The organism is Bradyrhizobium sp. 4 (assembly GCF_023100905.1).
Lineage (GTDB): Bacteria > Pseudomonadota > Alphaproteobacteria > Rhizobiales > Xanthobacteraceae > Bradyrhizobium.
The window spans coordinates 3,440,013-3,457,152 of sequence record NZ_CP064686.1 but is presented as its reverse complement, the minus strand read 5'-3'; the positions used below and the strand labels follow the sequence as shown (position 1 = coordinate 3,457,152).

Sequence of the window (17,140 nt, the reverse complement as noted above, 5' to 3'; positions counted from 1 at the left end):
TCGCATGTCGAAATATATGGTCGTTTATCGGGAAATCGGCGGCGTCGGCGGACCGGACGATTCGGCTGGCGGCGGTGGGGCCGCAGCGGTTGCGGGCGGCGCGGGCTCCTGCGACTTCGCTGGCGGTTCGGCCCTTGCGGTGGGCTTGGGGGCGGCGTCTTCCGCCGCCTTGGGCGCAGCTGGCTCGGCGGGCTTCGCGGCGGATGGTGCCGCCGGCGTCACCTGCGGCACTGGATCGGGCCGCAACGCCGGAGCCTCGCTGCCGCGCGGCTCAACCTTGGCACTTTCCGGCTTGGCCTCGGCGGGCTTCTCGGACGGCTTGCTGCCTTCAGATTTGCTGCCTTCGGATTTAGCCTCGCCGGAATCCCCCTTCGCAGTCTCAGGCTTTGTCTCGGGCTTGGACTCGACCTTCGGCTCGGACTTCTTGTCGTCTGCCGTGGGCGCCGCGGCATCGACCTTCGGTGCCTCATCACTTCCCGGCTTGCCACGCTTGCCGAGACGCTTGGCCTTGCGCCCTTCGGGGGCAGCCTGGTCCTCGGGCTTCGCGCCTTCCTTCGTTCCTTCTTCGGCCGGCCGCGCGGCGCGTTTCTGACGCGCGCCCTCGACCGCGGGAGCGGCACCCTCGCCTTCCGGCTTGGCGGACTCCTGGGAACGTTGCCGGCGGCCCTGACGTTCGGGGGACTGCGCGGGATTGGTATTGGCTTCCTTGTCCTTGTCCTTGGCGCCGTCCTTCTTGTCCTTGCCGTCCTTGGCCTGGTAGCGGGTGTCGGTGGCTCCGTTGGAGACGAGGTAGGAGGCGAGCACGCCGGCCATGTCGGAGCTGGTCGTGTAATGCTGGCGCAGGAAGCCCGGCAGCGAGCCCGGCGCCACCGTTTTCAACAGGCCGCGCGGGCTCTTGTGACATGCATTGCAGGTCTGCGCGAAAAGCTGGGATGGGGCCTTGCCGGCCTCGAGGTTCGTCGCCTGCGCGAGAACGGTATCGGTCGCGCCGAAGCCGATCAGAAGCAAGATCGTCGCGAGGCTGAGCGCTCGGCTCGACATTCCCATCATCTCCATTGAATTCCGAGAGGTGCAGCCGGCAGGCGGCGCCGCGGCGGGTCACCTTTTATCCGATTGAGCCGCGAATGGAAGCAGCCTCCGCGCGCAAGGATGTGATTAAGCGGTTTGGGAATATCCGCTTTGAGCACAGCGCAATAGCGGGCCCGGGACACCTCCCTAGATCTAGATGCAAACGCATAGGAACCGCCGAGATGCCCGGGCGTAGGGTGTGAAAGGCCGGGTAGTCGCATCTCTTCGGGTCCGCTCGAGAGGATGGGTACCGATGGATCGATTGCTGCGTCAATTCCTGTCTCAATTCATCCGCCGCGGGTCGATGACGGTGACCACGGCGAAGGGCGCGAAGTTCACCGTCGGCGACGGCTCGGGCGAACCGGTCGCAGTCCGCTTCGTCACCGTGGACGCAGAACGAAGGATCCTCGTCAATCCCGAGCTCGGGCTTGGCGAGGCCTACATGGACGGCGAGTTCGTCGTCGAGCACGGCACCGTAGCTGATGCCCTCGCGATCCTGCTCGATCAACCCGAGCTATTGCCGCACTGGGCAAAACCCTGGTGGCACCTGCGCTATCTGGTGCGGCACCTGAAGCAGTTCAATCCGCGCCCGCGCTCCCGCAGCAACGTCGCACACCATTACGATCTCGATGCAAGGCTCTATTCGCTCTTTCTCGACGCCGACAAGCAATACAGCTGCGCCTATTTCGAGACGCCGGAGAGCACGCTCGACGATGCGCAGCTCGCCAAGAAACGGCACGTTGCCGCAAAGCTGCTCGTCAAGGACGGCCAGCGCGTCCTCGACATCGGCTCGGGCTGGGGCGGACTTGGGCTCTATCTCGCCGAGATCGCAGGTGCTGACGTCACTGGCGTCACGTTATCGACCGAGCAGTTGCAGATCGCCAATGCGCGCGCAGCCGAAAAGGGCCTGACCAGATCCGCCAAATTCCTGCTTCAGGACTATCGCGACATCGCCGGCCCGTTCGACCGCATCGTCTCAGTCGGCATGTTGGAGCATGTCGGCGCGCGCTTCTACGACACCTACTTCCAGCGCTGCGCCGAGCTGCTGGACAAGGACGGCGTCATGTTGCTGCACTCGATCGGCCGTTCGCAGGGCCCGGACTCCACTAATCCGTGGATCGCCAAATACATATTTCCCGGCGGCTACATCCCTGCTCTCTCGGAGGTGCTGCCGGCGATGGAGCGGGCCGGCCTGCTGATCTGCGACATCGAGATACTGCGCCTGCATTACGCCGAAACGCTGAAGGCATGGCGCGAGCGCTTCATGGCGCGGCGCGAAGAAGCCGTGCAGCTGTATGACGAGCGCTTCGCGCTGATGTGGGAATTTTACCTGGCAGCCAGCGAGATGACGTTCCGCAAGCAGGATATGATGAACTTCCAGATTCAACTCACCCGGCGTCAGGGCGTCGTGCCGATGACGCGCAACTACATCGCGCGTGAAGAAGCCCGGCTGCGGGCCGTCGAAGCCGGCGCCAAGCCGAGACTGAAGCTGGCTGGTGAATAAGTCCTAGTGGCGCAGGGTCGAAATCGGAGCAGACCGGAAAGAGGCCGTTAAGGCCAATTGCATCCGTAGTGCCTTCAGGATTTCGGGGGCGACCGGTTCCCGACGCACTTCAGGCCGCTCAGCATGCTCCATGGCCGCGATCAGCCCCGACAGCCAAAGTCGGCTGCCTGCTTCGCTTCGCCAATTCCGGGGCTGCCGTTCTGGCCGCATCGCTTGCCTCGTTCCCTGGTGGCAGACCGGGAGACAACCCCCCGCCCACATGCCTGTTCCGGCTGTAACCCCGAAAGAATCCGGGGAGATGTGATCTGCTTCACATAAGTCTCGTCGGCCCTGGCTTAGACCGTCGCCATGAGCAAAGAGACCCAAACCTCATTCGACGTGCAGGACGACCTCCGCACCGATTACGCCCTGATCGCTACCGGCGTCGGGGCGGCTCTGGTTGCACTGGTTTACCTCCTGCTGGTCTGAACCGAGCCGAAAGCGCCCAGCGTGCGTCATTTCGCGCGCGTCTCGATACGTCTGCCCGCCAACCCATTAGGTTCACTTCAACGAGCGTTTTCCGTGGCGCGGTAGCGACGGCTTTCAGGTCCCGGCATGGTTCCAGGAAAATCCGTCAAGCGCGGCGCGGGCTGCGGCGGCCAATCATCCACCATTTTAATGATCGGTTGATAGCGGCGAGCTTTTGCTTCCGCTTTGGTCTGAGGCGGCGCTTTATCCCGGCCCCGCATCCGCCCCAGAAAATTGCTATCGCTCGACCATGGCCCTGACTGATTCGAACGTTCTCAAACTCGCGCCCGAAGCCGGAACTCCCGCTTATCGGAGCGCGCCGCATAATATCGAGGCGGAACAGAGCCTGCTGGGCGCGATCCTGGTCAACAACGACGCGTTTTACCGCGTCTCCGACTTCCTGGAGCCGAAGCATTACTTCGAGCCGCTGCACCAGACCATCTTCGAGACCGCCTCGAGCCTGATCCGGATGGGCAAGATCGCGACGCCCGTCACGCTGAAGACCTTCCTGCCCGCCGACACCGACATCGGCGGCATGACCATCGGGCAATATCTGGCGCGCCTCGCTGCCGAAGCGACCACGATCATCAATGCGCAGGATTATGGGCGCACCATCTACGATCTGGCATTGCGACGCGACCTGATCGGCATCGGCGAGGACATGGTCAATGTCGCCTATGATGCCCCGGTCGACTTCGCGCCGCGGGCGCAGATTGAGGACGCCGAGCGCCGCCTCTACGAACTCGCCGAATCCGGTCGCTATGACGGTGGCTTCCAGAAATTTTCGCAGGCGCTGACGCTTGCGGTCGATCTGGCCGCGAAAGCGTTCCAGCGCGACGGAAAGCTGTCGGGCATCTCGACCGGCCTGCGCGACCTCGACACCAAGATGGGTGGGTTGCAGCACTCCGACCTCATCATCGTCGCCGGCCGTCCCGGCATGGGCAAGACCTCGCTTGCAACCAACATCGCCTACAACGTCGCCCGCGCCTACGTTCCAGAACTCCAGGCCGACGGCACCATGAAGGCCGCCCATGGCGGCGTCATCGGCTTCTTCTCCTGCGAAATGTCGGCCGACCAGCTCGCCACGCGTATCGTGGCCGAGCGCACCGGCATCCCCTCCTCCTCGATCCGCCGCGGCGGCATCTCGGAGGCCGATTTCGAGAAGATCCGCGAGGTCTCGATCGAGCTGCAGTCGCTGCCCTTCTATGTCGACGAGACCGGCGGTCTCTCCATTGCCCAGCTGATGGCGCGCGCCCGCCGGCTGAAGCGGCAGAAGGGCCTCGACCTCATCGTCATCGACTACATCCAGCTCTTGTCGGGTTCGGGCAAGCGCAGCGAAAACCGCGTGCAGGAAATCACCGAGATCACGACTAGCCTGAAAGCGCTCGCCAAGGAACTCAGCGTGCCCGTGATTGCGCTCTCGCAGCTCTCGCGCCAGGTCGAGTCGCGTGACGACAAGCGGCCGCAGCTCTCGGATTTGCGCGAATCGGGCTCGATCGAGCAGGACGCCGACGTCGTGCTGTTCGTCTACCGCGAGGAATATTACCTCGGAAACAAGGAGCCGCGCCCGGGCACACCCGAGCACGAAAAATGGCGCCTGGACATGGATCTTGCGCATGGCAAGGCCGAAGTCATCATCGGCAAGCAGCGCCACGGACCGACCGGCACCGTCGATCTGGCCTTCGAAGCGTCGATCACGCGGTTCGGCGACCTCGCGCCGGACAGCCAGGTGCCGGACCGCAGCGGCAACGACTACTGAGTTCCCTGGGTTGAACCGGACCGGCCTCTTGCGTAAAACGGCGCCATGACAATGGCGTCCGACCCGAAAATCATCCCGCAATCCGGCCTTCTCTCCGCGGAGGCCAATCAGGCTGCCGCGCTCGCGACCTTCGGCGGCGTGCTCACCGTCGATCTCGACGCCATCATCGCCAATTGGCGCAAGCTCGAGAAGACCGCGGTGCCGGCCGAATGCTCGGCGGTGATCAAGGCCGACGCCTATGGCTGCGGCGCCGAGCAGGTCGCGCGTGCCCTGAACAAGGCCGGCTGCAAGACCTTCTTCGTCGCTACCATCGAGGAAGCGCGCAAGGTGCGCGCGGCGGTGCCGGAGCCTGCTATCTACGTGCTCGGCGGCTATTTCCAGAACACCGGCGAGCACTACGCCCAGATCAACTGCCGCCCCGTGATCGGCGATCTCAACGAGCTCGCCGAATGGGACGTGTTCTGCCGCCGGACCGGCTGGACCGGTGGCGCCGCCATCCACATCGACACCGGCATGAATCGGCTCGGCCTGACGCTTGCGGAAGCACAGGCCATCATCCCCCGCATCAACGCCGGCGATCACGGCATCACGCTGGTGATGAGCCATCTGGTTTCGGCCGAGCAGCTCAACAGCCCGGTGAACGCCAAGCAACTCGCGGCCTTCCGCGGCATCGCCAGCGAATTCTCCGGCGTGCCGGCGGCGCTCGCCAATTCGTCCGGCGTCTTCCTCGGCGCGCCCTTCCAGTTCGACATGGTGCGGCCGGGCGCCGCGCTCTACGGCGTCAACCCGACGCCGGAGGCCGACAATCCGATGCAGCCGGTGGTCGATCTCAAGGCCCGCATCGTGCAGATCCGCAATATCGAGCGCGGCGAGAGCGTCGGCTATGGCGGCACCTGGACCGCACGGCGGCCGACGAAACTCGCGATCATCGCGGTCGGCTATGCCGACGGCTATTTCCGCGCCGCAAGCTCCAACGACGGCACCCGCGGCGCTGAGGTCATCGTCGCCGGCAAGCGCTGTCCGGTCGCCGGCCGCGTCTCGATGGACCTGATCGCGATCGACATCACCGATCTGCCGCCGAACGCGGCGCGGCGCGGCCACATGGTGACGCTGCTCGGCGAGGGCATTACCGTCGACGAACTCGCGCATCATTTCGGAACGATCGGCTACGAGGTGCTGACCAGCCTCGGCCGCCGCTACGCCCGCATCTACAAGGGCGGGAATGTGGTGGAGCCGCTGGCCAGGCCGGCGCCCGCACAGGCGGTCGAGCAGCAGACGGCCGCTCCGCCGCCGGTCGAGCCGCCCGCTAGCCCACCGCCGCTGCCGGGCTGAGCAGCGCGCCGCTTACTTCTTTTTCCTGCTGTCCAGCGCCGTCTTGCAGGTTGCGCTGAGTTTGTCGCGCTTGGCGTTGAGGCAGGCGACGATGCCGCCGCCCGGCGCAATGCCGGCGCAGAATTTGTCATAGTCCGCCTTGCACGCGCCGCGCGGATCGGATGATTGTGCCGAGACGCCCCCGGAGAACGCAACGGCGACGGCGATAACGGCAAAGCTCAACTTGGACATTGTTTCTCCGGTAACGGAAGGCAGGAGCCGGTAGCTCTACATGAAGATCGCGACGTTCAACATCAACAACATCAATCGCCGCCTGCCCAATCTGTTGGCATGGATGCGAACGGCGAAGCCCGACGTCGTCGCACTTCAGGAGTTGAAGGCAAGTGATGGCGAATTTCCGGCGGCCGCGATCGAAAAGGCCGGTTACGGCGCAGTGTGGTGTGGACAGAAGACCTGGAACGGCGTCGCCATTCTGGCCCGCAATGCCGAGCCCGTTCTCACCCGCGATCGCTTGCCGGGAAAGCCCGGCGATCACGAAGCCCGCTACATCGAGGCCGCGGTACGCGGTGTCATCGTCACCAGCATCTACCTGCCGAACGGCAATCCGCAGCCGGGACCGAAATTCGACTACAAACTCGACTGGTTCGCGCGGCTCAAGCGCCACGCCAAAACGTTGATCAAGCAGAATCTGCCCGTGGTGCTCGCCGGCGACTACAACGTTGCGCCTGATGAGATCGACATCTATCCGACGCGTTCGTGGGACAAGGATGCCTTGATCCAGCCGAAGAGCCGTGCGGCCTTTGCCTCGCTGGTGGCACAAGGCTGGTGTGACGCGATCCGCGAACTGCACCCGGAAAAGCGCATCTACACCTTCTGGGATTACAAGCGAAACCGCTGGCCGCGTGATGCGGGCCTGCGGCTCGACCATCTCCTGCTCAGCCCTGCCCTCGCCTCACGCCTGGCAAAAGCCGGCGTGGACAAGAAGGTTCGCGGCGAGGAAGGCGCGAGCGATCACGCACCGGCCTGGGTCGTGCTGCGCTAGGTCAGCGCCCGTAATATTCCTGCACCGTGTCCCACGCTGCTTTTTGCAGCAGCTCCACCGTCGGTGCGTCCAGTCCCATCGTGTAGGAATTGCCGACCGGCGAGCGGCCCGTCAGCGCGGCGAACGTCACGCAGGTCGCCAGATACGTGCCTGCGGGGCTCGGGTGCCGCTTGTCCGGCGCATACAGATTGAGCTCGGGCTGCAGCTTGCGCACGCGCGCGAAGGCGAGACCTGCGGGGATCACCAGCGCATCATTGGCGTTGCCTGCAATCGTGTAGGCCTCGGCCAACGCTTCCGTCATCTCAGGCTTGTCGGCGTAGGCCCAGGACATGAACAGGACCGGCCGCATGCCGTGGGCGCGGACGATCTCGCTGTCCTTCTTCGCGAAGGTCGCGAACGCGTCCTTCAATTGCGGATGGATCGGGCACTGGCTGCAATCCATCATCACGACGGCGTCGTACTGCCGGCCCGGCTTGTTGAAGACGACGTTGTTCTGCTCGTCGAACGAATAGGCGCCAAGGCCGCCCGGCCGCAGCAGATTGTCCATGTCGTGCCAATCGAGGCCGGAGCCGCCGATCGTTGCCATGGTGTTGCGATAGGCCGCCTTGTTTTCGGGATACGCAGCCCGCTCCATGAAGGAGAGATGCCCGGGCATGCCGTTGTTGTAGTAGAAGAAGCTGTTGCCGACGAACAGCGCGGCCTTGGGGAAATCCGGTCCTGATGTCGTGACCTTGGGCTTGGTCTGCGCCTGCGCATTGAAGCCGGCTACAACGGCCAGACACATCGCGAGCATCACTCGCGCGAAAAGACGCATCATTGGCTTCCTCCCCTTTTCTGTCGGGCGGAAACAGATCAGCTTTTCAAGAGTGTCTCAAGAGCACGGACGAGCAGCAGACATGCGTGAGAGCGCATGCTCACCACAGATTCTTGCCGTCGATCATAGTCACCGGCACGGCCTCGAGATCGAACTCGTCGAACAGGCGCGCGTTGACGCCGACCCTGGGATTGTCGAAATCGGGCTTGCCGGTCGACCAGTCGGGCGACTCCGAATAAGTACCGCAGCCGCAGCTTGCGCAGAAATGGTGTTTGACCGTGCGGCTGCCCCAGAGATAGGTCGCGACGTTCTCCGCGGGCGACAGCAGCCGAAACTGCGCCGGCGTGTAATAGGCCCACAACGCGCCGCGCTTGGCGCAGAGCGAGCAGGTGCAGCGGGTCACGCTCGAGGGCGCCTCCGTCACCTCGAACACCGTCTCACCGCAATGACAGCTTCCCTCGATCGGCATGACCCGCTCTCCATTTTGTCAGGAGATGGTCGTAGCCGGACCCTGCTGCCAACATGCTGTCAGCAGCGCGCAGCCGGCGTTGACGGGTGTGCTGCGAACCCCGACTTGCCGCGCCAACTCGACAAAAACATGAAAAACAACCCCATGCACAGTAGCCGACCGCTGGGGAATCAATGGGTTACGCATGCTCCGAACCGGGCAAAATACCGGCGGGATGTCTCCGGAAGCAGTCATCGCCCACTGGACAGTGAACAGGAGAGATCGCCCACGAGCGACCTCTCCTTCGCATTCAGCGCAGTGACGGCGATCAGCCTTTTTGAACGGCGGCCACGGCCTTGCGTATGACGTCGATCACCACGCCAGGCTGGGACAGCATTGGGACGTGACTGCTCGCGACCTCGGTCACTGTCGCTCCCATGCGCTTCGAGACCCAACGTTGCAGATCGGGATGCACAGTGTGGTCTTTCGTGGCCAGCACGTACCAGCTTGGCTTCGATCTCCACGCGACCTTGTCCGCGCTGAGCTTTTGCTGCTGGAACAGGTCGTAGACGGGCGCATAATGTGTGGCCCAAACCAGCTTCTGGTCTGCCTCGGAGAGGTCACCTGCGAAGAACTCGGTGCCGCTCGGAAGCATCCAGGCACGCCCATCCGCCACCTCGACGCGAGAGAAAATGTCCGACGGATATTTGTCGAGCTGATCCTGTACGGTTTCGCCAACATCCGGAGCCACCGCTGCAATGTACACCAGCCCAACCACGCGCTCATCCGTGCCTGCGCCTGTAATCGTTGCCCCGCCGTAAGAATGACCGACGAGGAGGACCGGGCTGCCGACACGATTGAGCGTGCGCTTAACCGTCGCCAGATCCTCCTCGTAAGAGTCCAAACCATATTGAACGGCAATCACCTCGTGCCCATCGGCCTGCAATGCAGGGATGACCTTACTGAAGCACGAGCCATCGGCCCAAATGCCGTGGCAGAAAACGATCGTTGGTTTGCCGTTCATGGGAACTTGCCTTCCTGATCACAATTGAAGAGCGACAGGATAGCGAGGCGGCAAGGCGCGTCTTCCGAAATGGCACGGGTGGTTTGGTCTTTTGAAAATAGCTCGATTGGGCGACTTGAATTGCCTCCTTGTCCTCCGTTGCAGGATGAGGACGAAGGACGAGTTACTGGGCCTCGGCGATCTTCGGTCCGGATGACGGCATCTGCGCGTTGCTTGCCGAGGGCCGGTTCGACGGCGATGCCGGGTCCGGTAATCGGAAAGCGGCGTCGGCCGGCGCTCCCTGGGGTGGTCGACGGGCAACGGTTGTCGGAAGCACGATCACTTTGGCGCCGACTTTCACGCGATCATAGAGGTCAACGACGTCCTCATTGGTCAGTCGGATACAGCCGGACGAGACCCGCTTCCCTATCGTATCGGGCTTGTTGGTGCCGTGAATTCGATATTCGGTCTCGCCCAGATACATCGCCCGCGCGCCGAGCGGGTTGCCGGGGCCACCTGCCATGAACCGCGGTAGGTAGGGCTGACGCGAGACCATCTCCGCAGGCGGATGCCAATCCGGCCATTCTGCCTTACGCGCCACAGTCTGCTCGCCGGACCATGTGAAACCTTCGCGGCCAACACCGATGCCGTAGCGCAGTGCCTGCGCGTCGTTCAGAACGAAATAGAGGAATGTGTTCTTGGTATCGATGATCACGGTGCCCGGCGTCTGGCGGCTGGCGTAGTCGACCACCTGCCGAACCAATGCTCCGGGAACGTCGGCCGCTTTGGGCGGCTCGACCAGAGGCGCCGGGGCCGGAAGCGGAGCCGGCGTCGGAGCCGGAGCTGATGCATGAACCGGCGTTGCGACGTAGACCGGAGTTGACGACGCTTGGGCTTCGTGCGCGGGCGGCTTTCGTGCCGGTTGCACGTTCGCCGGCCGGGACAGCAAACCGTACCCCAACGCGCCAACGGCCACAGCGCCAATTGCAACTCTCGCGGCCATCGGGATCGCGAAGGTCTCCGCCTTTCCGCGTTTGGCCCGCTTACCCATACTCTTCCCCCAGATCACTATGCCCAAGAGAGGTACCCAGTAAGATTTAAGAAACTTCGAAGCGATTTCGCTCAGACTGGAACCGTCGGCGATGGTTAACGCCGGGCTCTCGGCAAGACAGGGTTCCCTCGCCTCGCAGATCGCCTGCGCCCCTGGCCGCGGCTAAACTCCCGATTCGTGGAGACCGTTTTGGCTTTTCTCTTCGTCCTCATCGTCGGCCTCATCGCAGGCACCATTTCCGGCATCGTCGGCACGGGCTCGTCGATCATGCTGATGCCGGTGCTTGTCTATGCCTATGGGCCAAAGGAGGCGGTGCCGATCATGGCAGTGGCCGCCGTCATGGCCAACTTCTCACGAATCCTGGCCTGGTGGCGCGAGGTCGACTGGCGGGCCTGCGCGGCTTATTCGGTGACAGGCATTCCGGCCGCCGTGCTCGGCGCGCGGACGCTGTTGGCCCTGCCCTCTCACGCCGTCGATCTCGCCATCGGGGTCTTCCTGATCGCGATGGTGCCGGTGCGACACTGGCTGGCGCGGCACGATCTCAAGGCCAATCTCTGGCATCTGGCGATCGGCGGGGCTGTCATCGGTTATCTCACCGGCATCGTCGTCTCGACCGGCCCGCTCAGCGTCCCGCTGTTCCTGTTCTACGGCTTGTCCCGGGGCGCCTTCCTCGCGACCGAAGCGGCTTCTTCGCTCGGGCTCTATGCCGCGAAATCCGTGACCTTCGAACGGTTCGGCGCGCTGACCGGCGACGTGTTCGTCAAAGGCCTGATCGCTGGATCTTCGTTGATGGCGGGCGCCTTCATCGCCAAACGCTTCGTGCTGCGCCTGAAGCCGGAGATGTTCCGCGTCGTGATGGACGCGATCATGATCGCCGCCGGCCTCTCCATGCTGTGGAATGCGGCGCAGCCGTAGCCGCGCTGCGCTCAGACCGCAAATTCGGGCGCGATCGACGGGCTATCCTCGATGACGCGGCTCTGGTGGGCCGGCCGTCCCTCGAGCCATAGCAACACGGCCTCGAGTGGCTGCGGCCGATGATAGAGAAAGCCCTGGCCGAACCTCACGCCCATCTCGCGCATGGCTTGGGCCTGCTCGGCGCGCTCGATGCCTTCGGCCACCAAAGTGAGGCCCAGCGTGCCGGCGAGCGACGCGATGACGCCAACAATCGCCTTGTCTTCCGCACTATCGGGGATCTCGCTGATGAAGGCCTTGTCGATCTTGACCTTGTCCAGCGGAAACCGCCTGAGATGGGCGAGCGAGCTGTAGCCCGTGCCGAAATCGTCGAGCGCGATGGTGGCACCCAGGCGCCGCAGGCGGTGCAGCGTCTCGGATGCGCTGGCCATGTTGTTGATCAGCGACCCCTCGGTGATCTCGAGCTCCAGCAATGATGCCGCCACGTCGAAGCGCGCGCAGGTCGCGCGCAGCTCGGCGGCGAACGAATGGTCGGCGAGCTCGGACGGCGGCAGATTGATCGCAATCCGGATATGCGGCCTGCCGGCCGAAGCCAGATGTTGCAGCGCGCGGCAGGCGTCGGTGAGCACATAGCGCGTCAGCCGCGCATTGTTGCCGCTGCGCTCGATCAGCGGCAAGAATTCGCCCGGACCGATCACGCCATGTTCCGGATGGCGCCAGCGGATTAGCGCTTCCAGGCCAACGATGTCGTGGCTTTCGAGATCGACCTGACTTTGATACCAGACCTCGAATTGCCCTTTGTCGAAGCCTGTGGGAATGGCAAGTTCGAGCTCCCGGCGGCGGCGATAGTCGCGCTGAAGCGCTTCGTCCAGCACCGCGACCGTGCCGGGCGCCTTGCTCTTGGCATGGTAGAGCGCGATGTCGGCGAGCGCCGGCAGGTGCGAAAGCTCGGGATCTCCGGCACGGCGCACGGCAAGGCCGATGCTGGCACGCGGCACGACTTGCTTGTCGTGAAGTCGGATCGGCTCGGAAATCGCATCCAGCAAGTGGCGCGAAAACCTCTGCGCGGTCTCCTCGTTGCTGACCTCGGGTCGAATGACGACGAATTCATCGCCGCCGAGCCGAGCTACCCAATCTTGCGGTTCGACCGCACCACGAAGGCGCTCGGAAATGTGCACCAGGAACTTGTCGCCGGAGTCATGGCCAAAGGTGTCGTTGATGCCCTTGAAGTCGTCGAGATCGATGAAGCAGAGTGCGATCAGCGCGTCCGGTGAGCCGGCATCGTGACTCAGGGTCACGAGGTGCTCTGAGAGCGAACGGCGATTGGGCAGCCCCGTGAGCGGATCGTGCGCGGCCATGTGGCCGAGCCGGTCGAGCGCACCCGACGTCGTGTGCTGCATGGCGTTGAAGGCATGCGCGAGCTGACCGAACTCGTTCGAGGATTTGACCTCCGCCGGATAGGCGCGGCCGTCCTGCTTGCTGCGCTGGATCGCGGACATCATCGCCGCCAGCGGCCTGCCGATGAAGAGGTTGGCGGAGATCCGCATGGCGATCAGGGTCGCAAACGTTGCCAACAGGCCGACGACCAGCAGCAGCACCAGACGGCTGCCCGTGTCCGCGTAGAGCGCCGCATGCGAATATACGATCGCGATGCGGCCGGCCTGGACCGCCATGTTGCCGTTGCTGTAGTTGATCGGACGCGAGATCTCCGCGACCGCCTGTCCCACCGGGCGCGCCACCACGCGGGCAATCGCGATTCCGGTATCGTCGTAAACGGCCGCCGCGGCGATGCTCTCGTCGTGCATGATCTCGTTGAGCACGCTCGTGACCTGATCGTAGCGCATCTTCCAGAGCGGTTCGGCGATCAGCTCGGCACGGCTCTCCGCGAGGCGGGCGATGCGCGCGTCGAGCTGCCTGATCTGCGACCAGAAGCTCGAGGCCTCGACGCCGGCGGAGGCGAGCAATTGAACCAGCAACAGAACAGGTACTGTCGCCCAGATCATCGCGCGGACGACCGAGCGCAAGCGCGGCGGCGCCGCCTGCTGCTTGCGATCCGGATCGGTCATGTCGTCAACGTTTCGCATCAGTCGGCAGCGCCTTCCAGAGGCGTCAGCGACGAGATCAGCGCATCGATGGAAAAGTCGTACTGGCCGCAGTGCCCTGTTTGGGCCCTGAAACGTGCGAAATCGATCCGATCGAAGGCGCGCGTGGTGATGAGGTCGTCGACCGCAGCGAGGTTGTCACGCGTGATCGCGGACGTCTTGACCTCGACACGGGGTGATACGTCCGCAAAATCGCAGCCGTCGGCGTAGTCGCGCAACAGAACGATCGACCAGCCGCCGAGCAGGAAATGCCCGCCGTCGGTCAGAAGCAGGCGGCCCGCCTTGATCTCGCGCAGCGCATCCTCCGACCAGTTGAGGCCGACCAATTGGATGTTCCGCCCGGGCGTGAGGCCGCCAGCGATCACCGCGCGAAGCGCTCCCAGCGCCATCGGATCGTTTCCGGCCCATATGCCTGCGGGCCGGATGTCTTTGCGCGCGGCCCAGCTCAGATAATTCGTGGTGACATGCTCGGCCTCCGACCGCGTCCAGTTGGCGAACAGCATCCGATCCACCACGACGTCCGGCGCGGCGTCCACCGCGAGCTTGAGGCCCGCGTTGCGGGCGATCGAGGCCGGCGTGATCTCGTCGCCGCCGATGCCGAGAATGTGGATCTTGCCGTCCGGGCTCTGCCATTTCTCGGCACGCGCCGCGTCGATCAGGGCATTGGCCATCCGCGCGCCCGCGGTCTGAAGATCCGTCGTGATGTCGCCGAGCCAGGTCTTGAGCTCTTGACGCGGCGGTCCAAGACGCGCCGCATCGTCACCGATCAGCGTGTTCGAGAGCAGCAGCGTCCTGATCCCAGCGGCCTCGGCTGCCTCCATGATCGGGACGGCGGCCGATTCCTCGTTCGAGAGAATGAGAAAGTCGGGCTTGTCGCTGCGTGCGACCACGCCGAACCCGAGCTCCTGCATGGTGCGGTAATTGCGCTCGCTGGTCAGCACCTCGACATGCGCGCCGAGCTTGCGGCCGGCGGCCTGCATGGTCAGCGAAACCATGTCCCAATAGACCTCGCCGGTCTTGCCCGGGTTGACGAAGACGACGTTGAGACGCTTCGCATCGGCCGCAACAGCGCCGCCAGCCGGCATCAGAACGCCGCAGGTGATGCCGAAAGCCAGCAATATCCGCAAAAGTCCGGTCATTCGTTTCGCCATCCCGTATTGGTTCCGAAACTGGACCCGCGTCCGCTAACATTTGGCAAAGTCCGGCCTGTTGCGGCGGCACAGAGCTAACAAAGGGTGTATCAGGCGTGCCGAACTGCGATATGCGGTCCGCTCGGACTCACGCTCTCGACCCGTCATTCCGTGCTATCAGCAAACCTGAAACCCCCGACTCGCTGTCCCCGGACTCGCTGTCCCCATGGCCAAGAACACGCTTTCCTTCGTCTGCCAGAACTGCGGCGCGGCCTATAACCGCTGGCAGGGCAAGTGCGAGTCCTGCGGCGAGTGGAATACGCTCGCGGAGGAGGACACGACCGGCAGCGTGCCGGTGTCGATCCGCTCCAAACGCAAGGGGCGGACGTTCGCGCTGGAGAGGCTGTCCGGAAAAACCCAGGACGCCCCGCGTCTATCCTCGGGCATGACGGAACTCGATCGCGTCACCGGCGGCGGCTTCGTGCGCGGCTCGGTGCTTCTGGTCGGCGGCGATCCCGGCATCGGCAAGTCGACGCTGCTGACGCAGGCCACAAGCCTGCTCGCGCGCGCCGGTCACCGCGTCGTCTACATCTCCGGCGAAGAGGCGGTCGCACAGGTGCGGTTGCGCGCGGAGCGGCTCGGGCTGTCGGATGCGCCGGTGCAGCTCGCCGCCGAGACGTCGGTCGAAGACATCGTGTCGACGCTGTCCGAGGGCGCGGTGCCCCGGCTGATCGTGATCGATTCGATCCAGACGATGTGGACCGACACGGTGGAATCGGCGCCTGGCACGGTCACCCAGGTGCGCGCCTCGGCACAGGCCCTGATTCGTTTTGCCAAAAGGACCGGCGCGGCCATCATCCTGGTCGGCCATGTCACCAAGGACGGTCAGATCGCCGGCCCTCGCGTGGTCGAGCACATGGTCGATGCGGTGCTGTCGTTCGAGGGCGAAGGCTCGCAGCAATTCCGCATCCTGCGTGCCGTGAAGAATCGTTTCGGGCCGACCGACGAGATCGGCGTGTTCGAGATGACCGGGCTTGGCCTGCGCGAAGTCACCAATCCCTCCGAGCTGTTTTTGTCCGAGCGCGATCTCGGCACGCCCGGCACCGCAGTCTTCGCGGGCATCGAGGGCACAAGGCCCGTTCTGGTCGAATTGCAGGCGCTGGTGGCGCCGACCTCGCTCGGCACGCCGCGCCGGGCCGTGGTCGGCTGGGATCCGAGCCGGCTGTCGATGGTGCTGGCGGTGCTGGAAGCCCATTGCGGGGTCAAGCTGTCCGGCCACGACGTCTATCTGAACGTCGCGGGCGGCCTGCGCATCCACGAGCCCGCGGCTGATCTGGCCGCCGCGGCTGCGTTGGTGTCCTCGCTGGTTAATGCGCAGTTACCCACCGATGCGGTCTATTTCGGTGAGATCTCGCTCTCCGGCGTGGTGCGCCCGGTGGCGCAGACCCCGGCCCGGCTGAAAGAAGCGGCAAAACTCGGCTTTCAGCGCGCCGTGCTGCCCGAATCGGCCCGGGGCGAAGCCGCCGGCGATGCCGGCCTGTCGCTGAACGCGATCAACAGCCTGACGACCCTGGTCGCCGAGATCGCCGCCCGCGGCTCCCGGCGGGGCGACTCGAGCGCACCGGCAGAGAAAAATGCCACACCGGCAAGATTCCGCCGTGGAGAGGGTTAGCCGGTGGTGACGTCCCCCGCCCTCGCCGCTATACAGCCGTCACAAAAGCAGCATGGGATTGCGTGGTTGCGGCCTTGCCGGGAACGTCGTCTGGCCCTCACTTAGGGGCGGCGGCCAAACACCGATTCGCTGAGCACCTTGAAGTACGAGCGGACCAGACCAGCCGATGCCAGTAACCATCCTCGACCTGATCCTGCTCGGTGTGATGCTGATTTCGGGCCTGCTCGCCATGGTTCGCGGCTTCATGCGCGAAATCCTGTCGATCGCGGCCTGGGGCACGGCGGCGATCGTCACCCTTTATTCGTTCTCGAAGCTGCTGCCGACCGCAAAGACCTATTTCAACAACGATACCGTCGCGAGCGTGGTCGTGGTCGCCGGCGTGTTCGTAGGCACCCTGGTCGTGGTCTCCGTGATCACGGTCCGGATCTCCGACATGATCCTGGATTCGCGCATCGGCGCGCTGGACCGCACCCTCGGCTTTCTGTTCGGGCTGGCGCGCGGGCTTTTGATCGTCGTGGTCGCCTTCCTGTTCTTCACCTGGCTGGTGCCGGACAAGCAGCGCCCGGATTGGGTCACAGGGGCCAAATCCCGCGTGGTGCTGCAGGGAACCGGCGATTGGCTGATGGCCCTCTTGCCTGACGACCCCGAGAACACCATCTTGAAGAGATTCAAGAAAAACAAACCAGATGAAGAGCAAACTGATTCCGAGCAGCAGCCTTCGGGCAGTGCCGACGGATACAGCAAACCGGCTCGTGACAGCCTTAAAAAGCTGATCGAGAAACCCGCGGCGCGTTGA

The 17,140-nt window shown here is 64.2% G+C and carries 15 protein-coding genes; 7 read left to right on the top strand and 8 right to left on the bottom strand.

Annotation, left to right across the window (positions count from 1 at the left end; genetic code table 11):
* Positions 1 to 24: 24 nt before the first annotated feature.
* Entirely contained in the window at positions 25 to 1,041 is a 1,017-nt protein-coding gene (locus IVB45_RS15850) for a hypothetical protein (RefSeq protein ID WP_247360585.1), read from the bottom strand.
* A 280-nt stretch (positions 1,042 to 1,321) separates the two neighbouring features.
* Between IVB45_RS15850 and IVB45_RS15845 the strand changes: the two genes are divergently transcribed.
* The 3 genes from IVB45_RS15845 to alr all read left to right on the top strand — a co-directional run bounded on the left by IVB45_RS15845 (position 1,322) and on the right by alr (position 6,170).
* A complete protein-coding gene (locus tag IVB45_RS15845; RefSeq protein WP_247360583.1) occupies positions 1,322 to 2,572 on the top strand; it encodes a cyclopropane-fatty-acyl-phospholipid synthase family protein in 1,251 nt (416 codons plus the stop codon).
* 757 nt (positions 2,573 to 3,329) lie between these two features.
* Entirely contained in the window at positions 3,330 to 4,838 is a 1,509-nt protein-coding gene (locus tag IVB45_RS15840) for a replicative DNA helicase (RefSeq protein ID WP_247360582.1), read from the top strand.
* Positions 4,839 to 4,889: 51 nt separating this feature from the next.
* Positions 4,890 to 6,170: an alanine racemase gene (gene alr, locus IVB45_RS15835; protein ID WP_247360581.1), complete on the top strand. Its 1,281-nt coding sequence runs from the start codon at positions 4,890 to 4,892 to the stop codon at positions 6,168 to 6,170.
* Between the two features lie 12 nt (positions 6,171 to 6,182).
* On the opposite strand, the gene IVB45_RS15830 is transcribed toward alr, so the two are convergent.
* Positions 6,183 to 6,401 carry a hypothetical protein gene (locus IVB45_RS15830; protein ID WP_027517508.1) on the bottom strand — a complete coding sequence of 73 codons (219 nt, stop codon included), beginning with the start codon at positions 6,399 to 6,401 and terminating at the stop codon, positions 6,183 to 6,185.
* A gap of 40 nt (positions 6,402 to 6,441) precedes the next feature.
* Here IVB45_RS15830 and IVB45_RS15825 point away from each other — a divergent pair, with 40 nt between their 5' ends.
* Entirely contained in the window at positions 6,442 to 7,212 is a 771-nt protein-coding gene (locus IVB45_RS15825; protein WP_247360580.1) for an exodeoxyribonuclease III, read from the top strand.
* A 1-nt stretch (position 7,213) separates the two neighbouring features.
* Here the strand turns inward: IVB45_RS15825 and IVB45_RS15820 are convergent, their stop codons facing one another.
* The 4 genes from IVB45_RS15820 to IVB45_RS15805 all read right to left on the bottom strand — a co-directional run bounded on the left by IVB45_RS15820 (position 7,214) and on the right by IVB45_RS15805 (position 10,528).
* Complete coding sequence (locus tag IVB45_RS15820; protein ID WP_247360579.1) at positions 7,214 to 8,029, bottom strand: hypothetical protein; 816 nt, start codon at positions 8,027 to 8,029, stop codon at positions 7,214 to 7,216.
* 97 nt (positions 8,030 to 8,126) lie between these two features.
* Positions 8,127 to 8,495, bottom strand: coding sequence for a GFA family protein (locus tag IVB45_RS15815; protein WP_247360577.1), 369 nt, complete (start codon positions 8,493 to 8,495; stop codon positions 8,127 to 8,129).
* A 307-nt stretch (positions 8,496 to 8,802) separates the two neighbouring features.
* Positions 8,803 to 9,498, bottom strand: coding sequence for an alpha/beta hydrolase (locus IVB45_RS15810; RefSeq protein ID WP_247360575.1), 696 nt, complete (start codon positions 9,496 to 9,498; stop codon positions 8,803 to 8,805).
* Positions 9,499 to 9,661: 163 nt separating this feature from the next.
* The gene (locus IVB45_RS15805) at positions 9,662 to 10,528 is read right to left on the bottom strand and encodes a L,D-transpeptidase (protein WP_247360573.1); all 867 of its coding nucleotides are present in this window, start codon (positions 10,526 to 10,528) and stop codon (positions 9,662 to 9,664) included.
* A 189-nt stretch (positions 10,529 to 10,717) separates the two neighbouring features.
* Here IVB45_RS15805 and IVB45_RS15800 point away from each other — a divergent pair, with 189 nt between their 5' ends.
* Positions 10,718 to 11,443, top strand: a complete 726-nt coding sequence (locus IVB45_RS15800) for a sulfite exporter TauE/SafE family protein (RefSeq protein WP_007609293.1) — start codon at positions 10,718 to 10,720, stop codon at positions 11,441 to 11,443.
* An 11-nt stretch (positions 11,444 to 11,454) separates the two neighbouring features.
* On the opposite strand, the gene IVB45_RS15795 is transcribed toward IVB45_RS15800, so the two are convergent.
* A complete protein-coding gene (locus IVB45_RS15795; protein ID WP_247360570.1) occupies positions 11,455 to 13,524 on the bottom strand; it encodes an EAL domain-containing protein in 2,070 nt (689 codons plus the stop codon).
* On the bottom strand, positions 13,524 to 14,681 hold the full coding sequence (locus IVB45_RS15790; protein ID WP_247360568.1) for an ABC transporter substrate-binding protein: 1,158 nt from the start codon (positions 14,679 to 14,681) through the stop codon (positions 13,524 to 13,526). The genes IVB45_RS15795 and IVB45_RS15790 overlap by 1 nt, the downstream gene beginning before the upstream one ends.
* Positions 14,682 to 14,898: 217 nt before the next feature.
* Here IVB45_RS15790 and radA point away from each other — a divergent pair, with 217 nt between their 5' ends.
* Both radA and IVB45_RS15780 read left to right on the top strand, forming a co-directional pair.
* Positions 14,899 to 16,344, top strand: a complete 1,446-nt coding sequence (gene radA, locus IVB45_RS15785) for a DNA repair protein RadA (protein WP_247360567.1) — start codon at positions 14,899 to 14,901, stop codon at positions 16,342 to 16,344.
* 166 nt (positions 16,345 to 16,510) lie between these two features.
* Positions 16,511 to 17,140 carry a CvpA family protein gene (locus IVB45_RS15780; protein WP_027569646.1) on the top strand — a complete coding sequence of 210 codons (630 nt, stop codon included), beginning with the start codon at positions 16,511 to 16,513 and terminating at the stop codon, positions 17,138 to 17,140.